Source organism: Fodinibius sp., from assembly GCF_034521915.1.
GTDB lineage: Bacteria > Bacteroidota > Rhodothermia > Balneolales > Balneolaceae > Fodinibius.
Genome location: NZ_JAXHLU010000008.1, coordinates 17,744 through 37,026, shown reverse-complemented (window position 1 = coordinate 37,026; position 19,283 = coordinate 17,744). Strand labels below are relative to the sequence as shown.

Sequence of the window (19,283 nt, the reverse complement as noted above, 5' to 3'; positions counted from 1 at the left end):
ATGTCAACTAAACGAGGAAAGAAATACCAAGAGGCCGCAAAGCTCGTTGATTCCGAGTTGGAATATACTCTGGAGGAAGCTTGTGATCTTGTGAAGAAGACCTCTGCGGTTAACTTCGATGCATCCGTCGATCTGGATTTACGTTTGGGAGTCGATCCCCGACATGCCGATCAGATGGTACGCGGTTCTGTTACCTTGCCACACGGTACAGGTAAAGAAATAAGCGTATTAGCTTTAGTTAATGAAGCTAAGCAAGAAGAAGCCAAAGAGGCCGGAGCAGATCATGTAGGTCTTGAAGAGTATATAGAGAAAATTGAAGAAGGATGGACAGACGTTGATGTAATTATTGCTACTCCGGATGTTATGGGGCAGATAGGTAAGCTTGGACGCATTTTGGGTCCACGTGGACTTATGCCGAATCCGAAAAGTGGTACTGTTACAAACGATGTCGCTGAGGCAGTTGAAGAAGCCAAAGCTGGTAAGATTGATTTCCGTGTAGACAAGTATGGTATATTACACGCTTCAATCGGACGAGTAAGCTTTGATGCCCGCGAAATCCGTGAAAACGCTATGGAATTTATGCGTACGGTCATGAGACTCAGACCCGCTTCTGCTAAAGGATTGTATATCCGAAGCGCGTTTATGAGTTCAACAATGGGCCCAAGTATTCCATTGAGTCGTTCATCCATAATTTCTGCATAAAGACAAAATAGGAACTGAATAATGCCAACATTAGCAGAAAAAAAACAAACTGTTGAAGAAATTACCGAAGATCTGAAAGGTTCAGGTGCTGTATATATCACCAACTACTCAGGGATGTCGGTAAAAGAAATCAACAACATGCGTGGCGAATTCTTTGAAGGTGATATCAAGTATAAAGTGTATAAAAACACCTTGGTGAAACGGGCCATGGACGAGGTTGGCGGATATGAAGATTTGTATCCCCACTTGGTTGAGCAAAATGGCTTTGCCTTTGTAGAAGAAGAGCTTGCCGCACCCGCAAAAGTGATTAAGAATCTATTTGACGAAACAGAAAAGCCAAAATTTAAAGCTGCAATCATCGACGGAGATTATTACGGTGAGGATGAGCTTGAAACGCTGGCTGCTATGAAGTCTAAGACTGAGATTCTCGGAGACATTGTTGGTCTCTTGCTTGGTCCTGTTTCTAATGTTGTAGGTGCTTTACAAGCTCCCGGTCGAAATATTGCCGGAGCCCTTGAAACAATCGCTGAAAAAGGCGACGAATAACAATTACTAACACACGAATTTTCAATTCACAAAGATCAATCGGAGATATAAACAATGGCTGACGTTAAAGATTTAGCTGAACAATTAGTCAACTTAACTGTAAAAGAAGCAAACGAACTCGCTGAATTTCTTGAAGAGGAATACGGCATTGAACCTGCAACCGGAGGTGCTGTAGTAGCAGCCGGTGGTGGAGAAGGTGGCGGCGAAGAAGAACAAACAGAATTTGATGTTGTTCTTACCGGTGCCGGAGATAAAAAGATTGCTGTTATTAAAGAAGTACGCAGTATCACTGGTCTCGGTCTTAAAGAAGCCAAGGAATTGGTTGATAATGCACCGAACCCAATTAAAGAAGCCGTCTCTAAAGAAGAAGCTGAAGACCTTAAGTCTAAGCTTGAAGACGCAGGTGCTGAAGTTGAGCTCAAGTAAATAGAGCTCAATTAAATACGTATTTGTCATTAGCCAATATCGTTTTTACGGTATTGGCTATTGGCGTCTATTTGCATGCTAGCTATTCACTTTGTATAAAGTGTATCTAAAGCGGCAAAATCAGCTCATCATCATCTTTTAATTAAAAGGAGAGGTTCCTTTTGAATAAACAAAGTAAAATGGAGAAAATACCTTTCACCGACCGCTTATCATTTGGTAGTACTGAACATGTGCTCGACTATCCTGATTTTTTGGATATTCAGCTTGAGTCGTTTTCGGACTTTACTCAATTAGATATTGCACCGGAAGACCGCAAAAATCAGGGTCTTCAAAAAATATTTAACAACAACTTTCCAATCCAGGATTCTCGGGAAACGCATATTTTGGAATTCATGCATTACAGCGTGGATACCCCAAAATACAGTATCAAAGAATGCCAGGAACGTGGGCTTTCTTATGCCGTACCCTTGAAGGCAAAGCTTCGTCTTTCTGCTGTTGACGATGATGACGAGACTACTGAAACGATTGAGCAGGAAGTGTTTTTGGGCGATCTGCCTTGGATGACAGATAAAGGCAGCTTTATTGTTAATGGATCTGAGCGAGTGATTGTAAGTCAACTTCACCGTTCACCGGGAGCATTTTTCGGTCAAAATGTGCATCCTAACGGTACACAGCTGTATAATGCCAAGGTAATTCCTTTTAAGGGATCTTGGATAGAATTCTCTACAGATATTAGAGATGTACTTTGGGCCTATATTGATCGTAAGAAAAAGGTTCCATTTACGACCTTGCTTCGAGCACTGGGATACTCGAGTGATGAAGAACTGTTTAACCTTTTTGGTGGAACAGAGCTCATTGAAATTGAATCGAAGAAGCAGTTTAAGAAAGAGCTTGTCGGTCGACGCCTTGCTACGGATATTGTCGAAGAGAAAATCGAAGAAGTTATTGATGATGAAACGGGAGAGGTTACGGAAGCGGAAAGCCGTGAAGTACTGCTCGAAGTTGATCATGAATTAACGGAAGATGATTATGGGCTCTTAAAAGAAGCTGATTTAGATGAGGTTCGTGTTCAAACACTTGAACCCGAAGAGTCTGAGCGCGATGTGTTCATGAATAGCATGCGTAAAGATCCTTCTCATGATGAGGAATCTGCACTCGCAGAAATTTATCGCCAGATTAGAACAGGTGAAATGCCGGATGCTGAAACAGCACGACAAGTGCTTGAGCGTCTGTTCTTTAGTGACAAGAAGTATGATCTTGGTGAAGTGGGCCGTTATCGTTTGAACAAGCGTCTGAAGATAGATGTGGATATGGATATTCGATATCTGACACCAGAGGATATCCTGGCTATCATCAAAGAAATTATTCGTCTTAAGAATATGAAGGCTCAGGTTGATGATATTGATCACTTGAGCAACCGTCGGGTTCGTACAATCGGGGAGCAGATTTCCCAGCAGTTTTCAATCGGGCTTGCTCGTATGTCGCGTACCATTAAAGAGCGAATGAACTCACGTGACGCTGAGCAGTTGACTCCACAGGATTTGGTGAACGCCCGTACGATTTCTTCTGTGATTAATACCTTCTTTGGTACGAACCAATTGTCACAGTTTATGGATCAGACCAATCCGATGGCGACACTTACACACAAGCGTCGTATGTCGGCACTTGGACCAGGCGGATTAACGCGAGAAAGAGCTGGATTTGAGGTTCGCGACGTTCACTATACGCACTATGGTCGATTGTGTCCCATTGAAACACCTGAGGGCCCAAATATTGGTTTGATTACTTCGCTCTGTGTGCATTCAAAAGTTAATGATTTCGGATTTCTTGAAACGCCATATCGAAAAATAAAGGATGGTCAGGCTACGAAAGAGATCGAGTATCTTTCTGCCGAGCAGGAAGACGAGACCATTATTGCACAAGCAAACGCTCCTCTTGATGAGAAAGGGGTGTTCAAAAGCGATAATATATTTTCTCGTTTCCGCGATGGTGAAGTTGGTTTGGCAGATCCCGAAGAAATTCATTACATGGATGTTTCTCCGAACCAAATTGCCTCAGTTGCCGCATCACTCATTCCATTTGTAGAACATAACGATGCGAACCGTGCTCTCATGGGAGCCAACATGCAGCGTCAGGCGGTGCCTCTGTTACGTCCGGATTCGCCTACGGTGGGTACTGGATTGGAGCATCGCGCTGCAAAAGATTCACGAGCTATTATTACGGCCGACGAAGACGGTGAGGTGGTTTATGTGAGTGCTAATGAAATCCATGTGAAATATGACCGCACCGAAATGGAACAGCAGTGCTATTTCGATGAAGGTATTAAAAAGTATAAGCTAGAGAAGTTTCAACGCACCAATCAAGATACAACGATTAACCAGACACCCATTGTAGAAGTTGGGGATAAGGTTAAGAAAGGTGATACACTTGCTGATGGATGTGCTACTGATCAAGGTGAGCTTGCTCTTGGACGTAATGTTCTCATTGGATTTGTACCGTGGAGAGGATACAACTTTGAGGATGCCATTGTGGTGAGTGAGCGCGTGGTTCAGGAAGATATGTATACCTCTATCCACATTGAAGAGTTTGAACAGGAAGTTCGCGATACCAAGCGCGGTGAAGAAGAACTTACACGTGAAATTCCTAATGTGAGTGAAGAGGCCACCGCCGATCTTGATGAACAAGGTATCATCAGAACGGGTGCTAAGATTAGCCACGGTGATATTCTGGTAGGTAAGATTACACCTAAAGGAGAAACCGATCCTACTCCTGAAGAAAAACTCTTGCGAGCTATCTTTGGTGATAAGGCCGGTGATGTGAAAGATGCATCATTGAAAGTGCCTCCCGGAGTTAAGGGAACGGTTATTGATACCAAGCTCTTTAGCCGCAAGCGTGATGAGCAGATTTCTCGAAAAGAAGAGAAAAAACAGGTTGAACTCGAGAATGAGCGTCATCAGGAAAAAATTGATGATCTCAACAGTAAGATGGTTGATAAATTGTATACCTTGTTGAGAGATAAAACATCACCAGGTGTGTATGATTTTAATGGCATTGAGCTTATTCCGAAAGGTGAAAAATATCGTAAGTCAGATTTTGAAGAGCTCGACCCTGTAAATATCAATGAAAATATACAGTGGGCTACTGATGATGAGTTGGTAGAACATGTGCGGTTACTTTTTAAGAACTACCGTTCGCTTCGAAGAGAAATTGATACTGAAGCCAAGCGAAGAAAATATCAGATTCAGGTTGGAGACGATCTCCCGCCCGGAATTATCCAGAAAGCGAAAGTATATGTTGCTAAAAAACGTAAGCTTCAGGTAGGTGATAAGCTATCTGGTCGACACGGTAATAAGGGTGTAATTGCAAAGATTGTACCGGTCGAAGATATGCCGTACATGAAAGATGGAACGCCTATTGATATAGCACTTAATCCCCTGGGTGTTCCTTCAAGAATGAACCTTGGACAGATTTACGAAACGATTCTCGGTTGGGCTGGCGAAAAGCTGGGCGTTAAATTTGCCTCTCCCATTTTTGATGGGGCCAGCGAAGAGCAGGTTAAAGAAAAAATGCGTGAAGCAGGCCTGCCCGAAGATGGTCGCGTTACACTATATGATGGACGCACCGGTGAACCGATGGATCAAAAAACTACGGTTGGATACATGTATATCCTAAAACTCAATCACTTAATTCAGGATAAGATGCATGCCCGATCTATTGGACCATATTCTCTCATAACGCAACAACCGCTGGGCGGTAAAGCACAGTTTGGTGGTCAGCGTCTCGGAGAGATGGAGGTTTGGGCGTTGTATGCCTATGGAGCTTCAAGTATCTTGAAAGAGATGCTTACTGTAAAAAGTGATGATGTGAAAGGCCGTTCTCGCGTTTACGAGGCAATTGTAAAAGGTGAAAACTTGCCCGAAGGTGATGTGCCAGAATCATTTAAGGTACTACTACGCGAAATGATGGGTCTTGGCCTTGAAATTCACATCGATTAATTAGAACAACAGAATTTGTCCTGTTAAATAAAGTCAATCCGGAGGTACTTCCTTGCCGACTACTAACACATTAACAGTTTCGAAAGACTTCGATAAAATTGGAGTTTCCCTTGCATCACCTGAGACGATCTTGTCTCGGTCGCACGGCGAAGTCTTAACTCCCGAAACAATCAACTATCGTACATTTAAACCGGAAATGGATGGTCTTTTCTGTGAAAAGATCTTCGGACCGGTCAAAGACTATGAATGCCACTGTGGCAAATACAAACGGATCCGCTACAAAGGGATTATTTGTGACCGCTGTGGCGTTGAAGTAACCCGAAAAGCTGTTCGCCGCGAACGTATGGGACACATTTCTCTGACCGTTCCCGTCGTTCATATCTGGTACTTCAAGTCGTTACCTAATAAACTTGCTTACCTATTAGGCTACTCTTCCAAAAATCTTGAGAAGATTGTCTATTACGAAACGTATGTAATTATGAATCCCGGTGTAGCCCGTGATCTCGGTTACAAGAAGGGTGACCTGATTTCTGAAGAAGAATATTATGATATCCAGGAACAGCTTCCCGAAGACCAGTGGGAGATGGATGACGATGATGAAGATAAGTTTAGAGCTAAAGAAGGTGCTGAGGCTATTGAAGAGCTCTTGGCTACTCAAGATCTCGATGAACTTGCTTATCGTCTGCGCTATGAGGCACGTAACGAGACGTCGCAGATGCGTAAAAAGAAAAAGTTGAAGCGTCTGCAAGTTATTGAATCATTCCGTGCGGCAAATCAGCACACCGAAAATCGTCCTGAGTGGATGGTGCAAAGTGTGATTCCTGTTATACCTCCGGAATTGCGACCCCTTGTACCTCTGGAAGGAGGTCGATTTGCGACTTCGGATCTCAACGATCTATATAGACGGGTTATCATCCGAAATAACCGACTCAAGCGTCTGATTGATATTAAAGCGCCTGATGTAATCCTGCGTAACGAGAAGCGTATGTTGCAGGAAGCGGTTGATTCGCTCTATGATAATTCTCGAAAATCTAACGCAGTACGCAATAACAATCGTCCTCTGAAATCTCTCAGTGATATGCTGAAGGGTAAAAGTGGACGATTCCGACAGAACTTGCTCGGTAAGCGTGTTGACTATTCCGGCCGTTCGGTAATTGTAGTTGGACCAGAACTGAAAATGCATCAGTGTGGTCTGCCTAAAGAGATGGCAGTTGAACTCTACAAGCCATTTATTATCCGTCGCTTAATTGAGCGTGGATATGTAAAAACAGTTAAGTCAGCGAAGAAAGTAGTTGATCGCCGAGACTCGGTTGTTTGGGAAGTACTTGAAAATGTAATTGATGGACATCCCGTGCTCCTTAACCGTGCACCGACATTGCACAGGCTTGGTATACAGGCATTTCAGCCGGTACTGATTGAGGAAAAAGCAATTCGATTGCATCCGCTGGCATGTACCGCTTACAATGCTGACTTTGACGGTGACCAGATGGCAGTTCACTTGCCGCTAAGTAATGATGCCGTTTTAGAAGCATCAGTACTTATGCTTGGATCACATAACCTGTTGAGTCCTGCTAACGGTGGACCTATTGCAGTACCATCACAGGATATGGTTCTTGGTATATATTATATGACCAAGATGGCCAGTGACAAGCGAGGTGAAGGTAAAACTTTTGCCAATATGGATGAGGTGCTGATCGCTTATGATCGTGATCGCATTGACTTGCATGCCAAGATTAATCTCCGAATCACCAAAGAAAATGAAGATGGTGAGCAAGTTCAGGAGATTATCAAGACTACTACCGGCCGTGTGTTATTCAATAAGATTCTGCCTGAACCGATGGAATTCGTAAACAAGACGCTCGGTAAGAAAGAGCTGCGTGTATTGATTGGCGATATCCACTATGAGGTTGGAACAGCACGTACGGCTGAATTCCTTGACGAAATGAAACGTCTTGGTTTTGAAGAAGCTACTACCGGTGGCATTTCCTTTAGCCTCGAAGATATTGTAACACCTGATGAAAAAGATCAGCTGCTTGAAAAAGCTAAAAATGAGGTAGCTGAAATCGATGAGCGTTACGAAATGGGTTTCATTACCGATAATGAACGCTACAATCAGGTTATTGACAAGTGGACAAGTACCACAAACCGCGTTTCTGAATCGCTGTTTACTGCATTGACAGAAGACAGAGATGGATTTAATCCGGTATTTATGATGGCTGACTCGGGTGCTCGAGGATCTAAAGAGCAGATTCGTCAGCTTGGTGGTATGCGTGGACTTATGGCGAAGCCTCAGAAAAGTTCTCAACAGGAAGGAAATGAGGTTATTGAAAATCCTATTCTCTCATCCTTTAAAGAGGGACTAACGGTTCTTGAATACTTTATTTCTACGCACGGTGCCCGTAAGGGGCTGGCCGATACGGCTCTTAAAACTGCGGATGCAGGCTATCTGACACGTCGACTTGTTGATGTTTCTCAGGATATCATTATTAATGAGCAAGACTGCGGAACACTGCGCGGCATTAAGATGAAGGCACTTAAAGATAACGAAGATGTTATCGAGAGCCTGGAAGATCGTATTCTGGGTCGCGTTTCACTGCACGATATTTATGATCCCATTTCTGATGAACTTCTCTGTGAAGCTAATCAGCTTATTGATGAAAATGTTGCGCAGAGTATTGCCGAAACTTCTATTGAAGAAGTTGAAATTCGATCGGTACTTACTTGTGAAACTGAACGTGGAGTATGTTCTATGTGCTATGGCCGAGACTTGGCCAGAAATACGATGGTTCAGGTCGGTGAAGCTGTAGGAGTTATTGCGGCCCAGTCAATTGGTGAGCCCGGTACACAGCTTACGCTGCGTACTTTCCACGTTGGTGGTACGGCCTCTCGCGTTGAGTCAGAATCAATGCACAAGGCTAAGTTTGAAGGTGAGGTTGAGTTCGAAAATATCCGTGTTGTTGAATACGATGACGGAGAGGAAATTCATGATGTCGTACTCAGTAGGGCCGGAGAAATAAAGATTAAGGACGAGGAAGGAAAAGAACTTATTTCCTACAACGTCCCTTACGGTTCTGAGCTCTTGGTTGAAGAAGGCGATGAGATTCCCAAAGGAGTACCACTCTGTAATTGGGATCCCTACAATGCCAATATTTATGCTGAGATCGATGGTGTTGTTGAGTATAAAGATATCCTTGAAGATATCACGTTTGCAGAAGAAACGGATGCTCAAACAGGTCACCGTGAAAAAGTTGTTATAGATTCCAAAGATCGTTCACTGATACCAACATTGTTGGTTAAAGGTGATGACGATAAAGTTCGGGAGAAAACACTTCCCGTTGATACACATATTGTTGTGGAAGACGAAGAAGAAGTTTCAGCCGGACAGGTTCTCGCTAAGATTCCACGATCTACCGGTCAATCGAAAGATATTACAGCGGGTCTTCCGCGTGTAACGGAGCTCTTTGAAGCTCGTTCGCCAAACGATCCGGCTGCTGTATCAGAAATTGACGGTGTTGTTAAGATGGGTGGCCGTAAGCGAGGTAAGCAGGAAGTTATCGTTGAAAGTAAAGACGGCAAGACCGAAAAAACTTATCTCATTTCTCTGTCTAAGCATATTCTGGTGCAGGAAAATGATTATGTGGAAGCTGGTCAGCAATTGTCTGACGGTACCATTCCGGCCGAAGAAATTCTGAATATTCTCGGACCATATGCAGTACAATCATACCTTGTGAATGAAATTCAGGAGGTTTACCGACTGCAGGGGGTGCAAATCAATGACAAACATATTGAAACCATTGTTCGCACCATGATGCAGAAGGTTGAGGTAACTGATCCCGGAGATACCATGTATCTTGAAGGAGATAAGGTTGACCGATTTGAGCTTAACAACAAGAACGATGAGCTTATCGGTAAATATGTTGTTACCGATCCGGGCGGAAGTGACCTTAAGCAGGGAGCACTGCTCACCCGTCGCGAAGTTCGAGAAACGAATAATGAACTAATTAAAGAAGGTGTAGATGAGATTGAAACACGTGAAGCCGAACCGGCTATTTCCAAGCCGATACTACTCGGTATTACGCGTGCAGCACTCTCAACAGAAAGCTGGCTTATCTGCTGCCTCCTTCCAGGAGACTACGAAAGTTCTGACACAAGCATCTATTGAGGCCAAGAAGGATACCCTTCAGGGACTCAAAGAAAATGTTATTGTGGGACACAAAGTACCTGCCGGTACCGGTCTCCGTAAGTATGATGATCTTATTGTTGGTAAGAAAGAAGAGCTTGACGAAGAAGAGCAAGAAGTTGCTAAAGTATTCGATGAGCTTGCCGGATCCGAAGGCAATGGAGAAGAAGCGAAACCAACAGCAGAAGCTGATGTTGAGGATGATGAATCCTGATCAGTTCTTGCAAATAATTGCATAATAAAAAAAGTGCCCGTCAGAGATGATGGGCACTTTTTTTATTTAATTAGTTTGGAGAGGAAAATATAGCTTTGATGAAAAGCTAACTCCCACTTAAAAGAAGATGTGATTGTGAAATTATGAAGATTTATCGGTTTTTTGGTGAGTAGAATTATTTCCTTTACTACCACCCTCTGGATCTTCAATCGTATCTAACAGATCTTCTGCTTCACGGATGAGATCTTCGGCCCGGTGACGGGCATCTTCAACAACAAGATCTCCCTGGCGTTTAGCCTCTGAAATCGCTTCCTTTTCTTCCGAAAGACGGTCAATAAGATGGGTAAGTTCATCCAGATAAGAACTTAAACGATAAGAAATTATGTCTCGTGTATTGCTTCCTTTATCCGGGGCGTAAAGTAAAGCTACGACCGAACCCACTAACGCGCCTGAAATTAAACCAAGTGTAAAGTCTTTTGATTTACTCATAATAAATTCCTGCCTCCTGTAGCCTGTTTTGTCAAATAAGTGAAATTAGTTAGATACTGTGTGTTGTTAACGTGAATTTTGTTGCTTTAATATGCAATATCTGCCAGTTATTTAAAAATTGTGATCAGCTTTTTTCAATTTCTTTGCTCTGTGCTTTTACTGCATCACGACGATTTTTGCTTATCCCCATAACAAAAGCTGGAATCACATAAAGTGTAAGTATTGAACCGAAGAAGAGACCGCCGATTACAGCGCGTGCCAGAGGTGCCCATATCGCGGCTCCAGTACCGATATTTAGCGAAAGCGGTATCATTGAACAGATAGTGGTAAGGGCAGTTAAAAGGATAGGGCGTAAACGTCTTTTACAGGCTTCCATTACGTTATTAAATAATGAATTCGAATGTTCATTATTCTTGGAGTACAGATGCATGTAATCAACTAATACAATGCCGTTATTAACAATAATACCTACAAGCATGAACATGCCGATATAGGCAGTAAGACTTAATGGTGTTTGCATTATCCACAGGCTGGCAAGTGCCCCAAAGAATGCTAGGGGAATGGTAAACCAAATAATAAATGGGTCACGGAAATTTTCAAATTGAGAGGCCATAATCATATAAGTTAATAAAACCGCAAAAAGGAGTGACCACATTACTTCATTTGAGCCTTCATCGGCATCTTGTGTGCCCCCGGTAAATTCATAACGATATCCCTCAGGGAGTACTACTTGTTCCCGAATAATATTAACAATCTTTTGCCGGTACTCATTGGGATTACCATCAACTTCAATGTTGACATCGAGCACCGTTTCGCGATCGCGGCGACTTATGGAGTTGACTCCTTCAGCACTTTCGAAGCGCCCCAGTGCCGCTACCGGAATGCGTTGACCGTCTATTTGTATAAGTTCGAGATCGGATAACTGTTGCCGGTTAGTGAGCGCAGTTTTGGAAGCTCGAACTTCAATAGGAACTTCACGTCCTTCCTCTCTTAGGTAACCTACACGAGTACCCTGTACTTGGGTTTTTAGTGATGTGGCGACTTCATTTAGGGAGCTGCCCATGCGGCTGATGCGCTGCCGATCGACATGGTATTGTAGCTCGGGTGTGGGATCAGTACGGCCATTGTCGACCGAGATAACATTTGGGTCGTTAATAAGAGTAGATTCAATTTTATCGGAAATGCCTTTAAGGATATCTATATCTGGCCCCACAAGGCTAAGACGTATGCCACCGCCCAAACCACCGAATCCTCCACCTCCGCCCCTGATATTTATTTCTACGCCGGGGGCATCAAGCTGTTGTCGAAGATTGGCAGAAAATCGATTTGTGCTTATATCCCTATCCTGTTCAGGAACCAGATTGACCGTAATTTCTCCTTCATTGGTACGTTCTCTGTAACCACTTTGTCCAATTTCTGTAATTACAGTCTCAACCTCATCCATTTGTCTGATTTGATCAGTAAAGTCACGAAGTACTTGGGCCGTTCTTACGAGTTTTGTACCAGTGGGAAGTTCTACATTAACATTTGCAGTGCCGCTGTCTGACTGCGGAAAAAATTCTTTATCGATATTTTGGAAAAGCAGATACGTGCTACCCAGAATGCCAATCACAAAAATAACCGCAACCCACTTATGGAACATCAGCCATCGAAGCGAACGCTCGTACCAATTTTCAATAAATTGGGTTGCTTTTAGAGTAGAGTGCTCATTTTGGAATTGTTTGTTATCTAAAAAGAGAAGCGATAGAACAGGCACGAGAATTACAGATGCAAGAAAAGAGATCCCGATAGACATACTGATTGTTACCGCAAACTGAGTAAAAAACTGACCCATTACACCGGATAGTCCAATGATGGGAACAAATACACCAAGAGTGGTTAGTGTAGCCCCGAGAAGTGCACCGATAACTTCGTTTGTTCCTTCAAGGGCAGCTTGCATCTTGGGTACTTCCTCTTCGAGTTTACGAGCGATACTTTCTGAAACAACTATGGCATTATCTACGAGCAGGCCAATGGCTAAGGCAAGAGCGGTTATGGTAAGGATGTTGAGTGTGAGCCCTGTTGCGTACATGGCAGCAAAGGTTGCAGTAACCGATACAGGAATAGAAGCCGCTACAACTAAAGCAATTCGCCAGCCCCCTAAGAAAATAAGCAAGACAATAATAACGACGATTAGCGCTGCCAAGGCTGATTGGGTGAGATTGGAAATTGAATTTTCAATATTATCACCACTATTGGTTAATACGTGCAGATTAACGCCCGGCGGCAGATTGCTATTGATAGTATCAATATTTTCTAATACAGCGTTTGACACATCCAGGGTATTGGCATCAGATTTTTTTTGAATGTTAATGTTGACGCTGTTTTTACCATTGACTTCCACAATAGTAGATATTTCGGCAAAACTATCTTCAACCTCTGCGATGTCTTTTAGTCTGATGGGAATACCTTCGTCAGTGGTTTTAATGATCGTTTGCCGTATTTCTTCCACATCACGATACATTGACAGAGCCCGGACACTAAAGCTGGTTTTTTGGGTGACAATATCCCCCACAGGTACTGCTACATTATTTGACCGCAGGGCAGATTCTATATCAGAGGGGACAAGCCGATGTTGAGCCAGTGACATAGGATCGGCATTAATAAATATTTTACGCTCAAGCCCTCCGCGTGTATCAGCTGATGCAACTCCTTCAAGTCGTTCAATGCGAGGCTCTATGAATTCAAGGCCAAGCCTGCGTAACTCATCGAGGCCCTTGTTATTCGCATCCAAACTTAGCCTCATGATGGGTTGATTTTCAGGATCAAACTGAAAAATTATGGGTTGACTAGCTTCGTCGGGTAATTCATTACGTATTCTGGAAATTTCTTCTCGAACTTTCAGCTCCGTTCTACGGATATCAATACCGTTTTGTAAGCGCAAGATGATAAATGCACTCCCTTTACTAATACTGCCATCCATGGTATCGATACCTTCAATAGCTGATACAGCGCCCTCAATCGGTTCAACTACAAGCTTTTGCATATCTTCGGGAGCTACATTGCTGTAACTGGATTGGATAGCAAGAATAGGAATATTGAAGGAAGGATAAAGCGTTACCTTAAGATTTGAAAGAGAGAAAACACCGAATCCTATTACAATAAGGGTAATCATTATTACGGTGATAGGGCGCTTTAAAACGCGTGCAGCAACAGTAAGCTTTTTCATAACAAATTAAATTAGGAAACTTCAGATTGTTGTAGCGGATCTACTTTATGAACTGAATCAAATCCAAAGTTTTCGACCATTGCATTAATAATTTTATACAAGCAAGGTACAACAAAAAGCATGAGCAGAGTTGACATTCCCAAACCGCCGATAACCGTTCGTGCCATTGGGCTCCATGTTTCTGATCCTGATCCCAATTCGAGCGCCAATGGAACCATCGCAAGAATGGTTGTAAAGGCAGTCATCAAGATGGGACGAAGCCTTCGAGTTGCTCCTTCAAGAATTGCATCGTGTCTTGAAAAATTACGAGCTTGTAGAATTTTAATATAGTCAATCATCACAATACCATTGTTAACCACAATCCCCGATAAAAGGATAAGTCCAACCATCGAGGTAACGCTGACAGAGGTGCCTGTAAGCCAGAGCATAAGTAGTACGCCGGTTAAGGCCAGCGGTATGGTGAGAATAATGATGAAAGGCTCTACGAGACTTTCAAACTGTGAGGCCATCACCATATATGTTAATATACCGGCAATAATGAATGCGAGTAGCAAGAAATTAAACGACTCTTGCTGATCTTCTGCCGTACCGGCAATTTCGTATCGATAACCTTCTGGCCAGTTGATGGAATTAAGCTTTTCGCGGGTATGAGTACTGGCATTTTTAAGGTCTATATCAGATAAATCTGCCGAAACTTCAGTTACGCGTTCTTGGTTGATCCGCAGAATATTTGTAGGACCACTATAGCGCTCTATTCTTGCGAGATTTGAGAGAGGAACCCAATCGCCGCCAGTTGTTTCAATTTGCAAGTTCCGTAAATCATTGGCCGAGGTTTTATCTCGTTGTGCAAGTTGGACTAAAACCTCAAATTCAACTCCTTTATCTACATAAGTGGTCGCGATATTACCTCGAACAGCGTCGCTGAGCGCATTGGCCACATCAGAAGTTGTCATGTTTAAACGTGAAATTCGTTCACGATCCATTATTACGCGAAGTTCCGGCCGGCCTTGATCTGCAGTGCTAAAAACATTGACAATGCCGTCAATTTCGCGAAGCTGCTGTTTTACGCCATCTGCTAATTTCTTTTTCGTTTCGGCATCGTACCCATAAATTTGAACAACGAGGCCGCTTTCACCTTCGGGACTAAGCGGATCTTGTTGCACCTCTTTAATTTCGGTTCCGGGCACTACTTCGAGCTGATCAAGTAAATCTGATAGAATTTCTGATTCTGCTCGTTCACGTTGTGCCTGAGCAACTAGTTCAACTCGAACCGTACCTTGATATCCTCCGGGATTATCGGCACCCTCAATTCCTTCTTTATCACCAAAATCTGCTACAACGAGACGGGCTTCTGGGACCTCCTTATCAATGATAGATTCGACCTGTTTAATAGATCGTTCGAGCTCAAAAAGGCTCACGCCCGGATCCCGTTGAACATCTAATACAAATGTATTGTCATCAACTTTTGGAAAAAACTCCCCGCCCAAAAAGTTAAAAATAGGTAAGCTTAGCAAGAACAAGACGACTGCAGCAAAAACAACAGTACCGCTATTATTTAGAACCTTATCCAGCTTATTGTTGTAAGAGTTTTCAAGCCAATCGAAGAATCTTTTGAAAACGGGGCCTACTTTTTTGCTGAAAAATGCGCCTGTCTTTTTACCCAGATATGTAAATAGCCAGTAAAGTGGATAGACAATAGCTCCCAATAAGAGCAGGGGAGCCGCTAAGATGCGCTTGTACACGCTGCCGCTACTCCAATCTAGCAGTTGCTTGAGGTAAGAATCTGATTCGGTATCCTCTTTATTATTCTCTTTAAGTAATATCGAACTCATCATGGGAATGAGAGATAGAGCAACCAGCGATGAGACTATTAATGCAAACGAAATCGTTAGAGCTAAATCGCGGAAAAGAAATCCCGCAATTCCCGGCACAAATAAAATGGGAATAAAGACAACGAGTGTGGTAAGCGTTGAGATAACGACAGGTACGGCAACCTCCTGTGCTCCAAATATTGAAGCATCGTTACGGTTGTACCCATCTTCTTTAAATTTAAAGATGTTTTCGAGTACAACTACCGCATCATCAACAACCATACCCACAGCCAATGTTAAACCCGAAAGAGAGATAATATTTAGGCTCAGATCTGTCCAGTCCATGATGCTGAATGTAGCTATGATGGAAACAGGTATAGAGATGGCAATTATGAGCGCCGATCTACTACTGTGGAGAAAAGCCAGCAGAATTAATACAACCAGAATTACGGCTTGTAATCCCGTCCACAGCAAGTTGTCGATGGACATTTCGATAAATTCTGCTTCGTTGGTAAGAATATCTACCGAAACATCACTGGGCAAGATCTCTCGGAGGTCGTCGAGGCTATTGATAACGGCATTGGCTGTTGTAACAACATTTGCATCGCTTTGCCGATAAACATTGACAATTACGCCATCCTGGTTATTGACATGAACATTGCCCTTGGGTTGTGCAATTCCGTCTTCGACCTCAGCAATATCATCAAGGCGAACGGGCTCACCATCTTGGCGGGCGATAATGGTATTACGAATTTGATCAACATTTTTAAATTCACCAATAGTTCTTAGCGAATAAATGGTACGCCCCTCAATTAATTCGCCCGCGGGAACCTGTATGTTTTCCTGTCGCAGGATGTTGGATATGTTACCAATACTCAATCCATAGCTGCGCATTTGTTCATTGCTGATATCAATATTGATCTGCCGTTCGTATCCGCCAGCCGTTTCGCTGGATGCTACCCCGGGAATACGCTCCAATCGTTGCTCAAGCTGTTCTCGGGCAATAGTGCGAAGCTCACGTGGACTTTGCCTGTCAGACGTTAGAGTGAGAACAATAATTGGTTCTTGATTAGGATCATAAGAAAAAACGATTGGTTGTTCGGCATCATCAGGAATGGTACGTCTAACAAAATCGAGCTCTTTACGAACGTCTGATTCGGCCTGATAGAGATCGGTTCCCCAATTAAATCGTAATTTGATAACCGATGCTCCCTGTTTGGAGGATGAGCGGACTTCACGAACACCACTTATACTTCCCACTGCTTCTTCGATGGGTCTGGTTACGAGGGTTTCCATATCACCCGGAGCCACCCCTTCGTACGTAGTATAGACGGTGATAGTGGGGAATGATACATCCGGATAGAGGTTGAGCCGTAGATTAGAAAGACCGAAAAGACCAAATCCGATTACAATAAGTGCGGTCATAAAAAATGTAACGGGACGCTCAACCGCTTTTCTTGCTAGTGCTTTCATAAATAGTAAGAATCTGTTTTATGAGGTTGAGCTTGTGTCTTGCGAAATGTCTTCACTTGTTTCAATAGGTACTTCATTTGGTGATTGCTGAAACTGTTCGGGATTTGCGATTCGTACTTTTGAGCTGTCCGAAATATTATTATGTCCCGTAATAACAATTTGATCACCGGGTTGTATGCCGCTCAATATTTCAACTTTGTCACCCTGTTCAATACCGAGTTCAACCTCATGTTCCTGAGCAAGAGAATCTCCCTGAACAGTAAAAACCGAATAATTACGTTTGAGTTGTATAGAGTTTGACTCGGGTTCAATAAGTGTTTGCACGTTTTCAACTAAGGCTGCGCGCGGAATGACTACGGCATCTTGATGGGTGTTAATGGTAATAGTCGATTCCACTAAAACGCCCTGATAAACAGATTGACCTTTATCGGTAATGCTTATTACAACTTCACCAAGCCCGGTATTGGGATCCAGGCGTGGACTAATTTGAGTGACGCGACCTTCGGCCCTGACATCTGGTTGATTGGATGCTTGAAATACAGCAGGCTGTCCGATTTCAACATTTCGCCACTCTTGCAGAGGCAGATAAACCCGGACTTGCAATCCGATCGAATTAGCTATTTCAAAAGCCATCTCTCCAGTAGAAGCGATATCCCCTTCCGAAATATTACGGCTGAGAACCTCACCATTAACCGGTGATTTTATTTCGGTATTATTTAAATTTTCACGGCTTTCGGTAAGATTTGCACGTGATGATTCCAGCTGAGCTTTGCTACTTTCAAATGTTGCCTTCGCTTCATCAAATTCTGTAGAGCTTATTAAATCTTTATTATATAACTCTTTCTGCCGCTGAAACTGCAGGCTATCACGGACATAAGTAGAACGGTTTTGTTCGAGCTGCGATTTTGCCTGTTGAAACTGGTCGCGATAGGTTGCATCATAAATCTTAGCTAAAACATCACCTTGTCGAACAGTGTCTCCCAGATCAGCGTAAATTTCCACCACTCGATTTGAAACCTGAGGCATCACCTCGACAATTTCTTGTGCACGAATATTACCAAATGATTTAATTTGTTGAGAAATGTCCTCGGTTGATGCTGTTATGGTTTCTACGCTTGTTGCTTGTTCTCCTTGATTGGATTCGCCAAAGCTCCCTGGATTGGGGGTACCTGAGTTACTACCACAGGCTTGCAACATGATGATAGTTATTAATGATGCGAGTAAGAATGAAGAGTATTTCACGTGTTTAAGATTTGATGGCAATTTATATAAGGGTGGCATTACGTGTGTATTAGTAAAATGGTTCACTAAATTACTAAAAAAATTACTCGGTAAGCTGAATTTAAGACTTTTTACAACTATAGTTGTGAATGAGAGAATTATAAAATTCCTATTCAAAAAAGGAGCATAAAATTTCTTATTTTAAGTAATTGAAAAATAACCTTAAAAGTTATAGACCGAATTATGAAATTTTTTATCGACACTGCTGATCTTGATGAAATCAAGGAAGCCAATGATTTAGGGATATTAGATGGTGTTACAACGAATCCAAGTTTGTGTGCAAAAATCGGTGTTGCTGATTTTGAAGGACATATAGCAAAAATTTGTAATCTTGTTGAGGGTGATGTTTCAGCAGAAGTTGTCTCTACCGAATATGACGAAATTGTTGAGGAAGCACGAGGGTTAGCTAAAATAGCTGACAATGTAGTTGTGAAAGTTCCTCTTATAAAAGATGGGATTAAAGCAATAAAAACACTATCTGACGAAGGTATTCGCACCAATTGTACGCTCTGTTTTTCAGCTACACAGGCTTTATTGGCAGCAAAAGCGGGAGCAACATATATATCTCCGTTTATTGGACGGCTTGATGATATTTCAAGTGATGGCATGCAGCTTATCGCAGATATCGTAAACATCTACGATAATTATGGATTTGAAACGGAAGTACTTGCCGCAAGTATTCGTCATCCGATGCACGTACTTGAATCGGCACGACTGGGTGCTGATGTAGCTACGATTCCACTCAAGGTAATTGATCAACTGCTACACCATCCCAAAACAGACAGCGGCTTAGAACGTTTTCTTGATGACTGGAATACATTACAGGAAGAGTTAGAAAATAAATAAGCGTAAGCTGATTATTTTATTATTGGTGCTCGGTATACTATATGCCGAGCATTTTTTATTCAAAGGAAAACTAAAATACCATTTTACACGGTGGTATTATGATGTAGCTATT

General features: G+C 42.7%; 9 protein-coding genes and 1 pseudogene. 6 read left to right on the top strand and 4 right to left on the bottom strand.

Features of this window, described 5'->3' with window-relative positions:
• The 5 genes and pseudogenes from rplA to rpoC all read left to right on the top strand — a co-directional run bounded on the left by rplA (position 1) and on the right by rpoC (position 10,063).
• A complete protein-coding gene (gene rplA / locus U5J89_RS06260; RefSeq protein ID WP_322574754.1) occupies positions 1 to 702 on the top strand; it encodes a 50S ribosomal protein L1 in 702 nt (233 codons plus the stop codon).
• A 21-nt stretch (positions 703 to 723) separates the two neighbouring features.
• A complete protein-coding gene (gene rplJ, locus U5J89_RS06255) occupies positions 724 to 1,248 on the top strand; it encodes a 50S ribosomal protein L10 (RefSeq protein ID WP_322574753.1) in 525 nt (174 codons plus the stop codon).
• Between the two features lie 54 nt (positions 1,249 to 1,302).
• Positions 1,303 to 1,674 (top strand): 50S ribosomal protein L7/L12, encoded by a 372-nt coding sequence (gene rplL / locus U5J89_RS06250; protein ID WP_322574752.1) that lies wholly within the window; start codon positions 1,303 to 1,305, stop codon positions 1,672 to 1,674.
• A gap of 179 nt (positions 1,675 to 1,853) precedes the next feature.
• A complete protein-coding gene (rpoB, locus tag U5J89_RS06245) occupies positions 1,854 to 5,669 on the top strand; it encodes a DNA-directed RNA polymerase subunit beta (protein ID WP_322574751.1) in 3,816 nt (1,271 codons plus the stop codon).
• Positions 5,670 to 5,721: 52 nt separating this feature from the next.
• A pseudogene (gene rpoC, locus U5J89_RS06240) lies at positions 5,722 to 10,063 on the top strand (DNA-directed RNA polymerase subunit beta').
• A 141-nt stretch (positions 10,064 to 10,204) separates the two neighbouring features.
• Here rpoC and U5J89_RS06230 read toward each other — a convergent pair.
• The 4 genes from U5J89_RS06230 to U5J89_RS06215 all read right to left on the bottom strand — a co-directional run bounded on the left by U5J89_RS06230 (position 10,205) and on the right by U5J89_RS06215 (position 18,241).
• Positions 10,205 to 10,552, bottom strand: a complete 348-nt coding sequence (locus U5J89_RS06230; RefSeq protein ID WP_322574748.1) for a YtxH domain-containing protein — start codon at positions 10,550 to 10,552, stop codon at positions 10,205 to 10,207.
• A gap of 124 nt (positions 10,553 to 10,676) precedes the next feature.
• Positions 10,677 to 13,760 (bottom strand): efflux RND transporter permease subunit, encoded by a 3,084-nt coding sequence (locus U5J89_RS06225; protein ID WP_322574747.1) that lies wholly within the window; start codon positions 13,758 to 13,760, stop codon positions 10,677 to 10,679.
• A gap of 11 nt (positions 13,761 to 13,771) precedes the next feature.
• On the bottom strand, positions 13,772 to 17,044 hold the full coding sequence (locus tag U5J89_RS06220; RefSeq protein WP_322574746.1) for an efflux RND transporter permease subunit: 3,273 nt from the start codon (positions 17,042 to 17,044) through the stop codon (positions 13,772 to 13,774).
• Positions 17,045 to 17,062: 18 nt separating this feature from the next.
• On the bottom strand, positions 17,063 to 18,241 hold the full coding sequence (locus U5J89_RS06215; protein ID WP_322574745.1) for an efflux RND transporter periplasmic adaptor subunit: 1,179 nt from the start codon (positions 18,239 to 18,241) through the stop codon (positions 17,063 to 17,065).
• A 267-nt stretch (positions 18,242 to 18,508) separates the two neighbouring features.
• Between U5J89_RS06215 and fsa the strand changes: the two genes are divergently transcribed.
• On the top strand, positions 18,509 to 19,171 hold the full coding sequence (gene fsa / locus U5J89_RS06210; RefSeq protein WP_322574744.1) for a fructose-6-phosphate aldolase: 663 nt from the start codon (positions 18,509 to 18,511) through the stop codon (positions 19,169 to 19,171).
• The last annotated feature ends 112 nt before the right edge of the window (positions 19,172 to 19,283 follow it).

Bases quoted from the DNA above. Each gene is read 5' to 3' on its own strand.
- rplA (WP_322574754.1), top strand. From the start codon at position 1: ATGTCAACTAAACGAGGAAAGAAATACCAAGAGGCCGCAAAGCTCGTT.
- rplJ (WP_322574753.1), top strand. From the start codon at position 724: ATGCCAACATTAGCAGAAAAAAAACAAACTGTTGAAGAAATTACCGAA.
- rplL (WP_322574752.1), top strand. From the start codon at position 1,303: ATGGCTGACGTTAAAGATTTAGCTGAACAATTAGTCAACTTAACTGTA.
- rpoB (WP_322574751.1), top strand. From the start codon at position 1,854: ATGGAGAAAATACCTTTCACCGACCGCTTATCATTTGGTAGTACTGAA.
- U5J89_RS06230 (WP_322574748.1), bottom strand. From the start codon at position 10,552: ATGAGTAAATCAAAAGACTTTACACTTGGTTTAATTTCAGGCGCGTTA.
- U5J89_RS06225 (WP_322574747.1), bottom strand. From the start codon at position 13,760: ATGAAAAAGCTTACTGTTGCTGCACGCGTTTTAAAGCGCCCTATCACC.
- U5J89_RS06220 (WP_322574746.1), bottom strand. From the start codon at position 17,044: ATGAAAGCACTAGCAAGAAAAGCGGTTGAGCGTCCCGTTACATTTTTT.
- U5J89_RS06215 (WP_322574745.1), bottom strand. From the start codon at position 18,241: ATGTTGCAAGCCTGTGGTAGTAACTCAGGTACCCCCAATCCAGGGAGC.
- fsa (WP_322574744.1), top strand. From the start codon at position 18,509: ATGAAATTTTTTATCGACACTGCTGATCTTGATGAAATCAAGGAAGCC.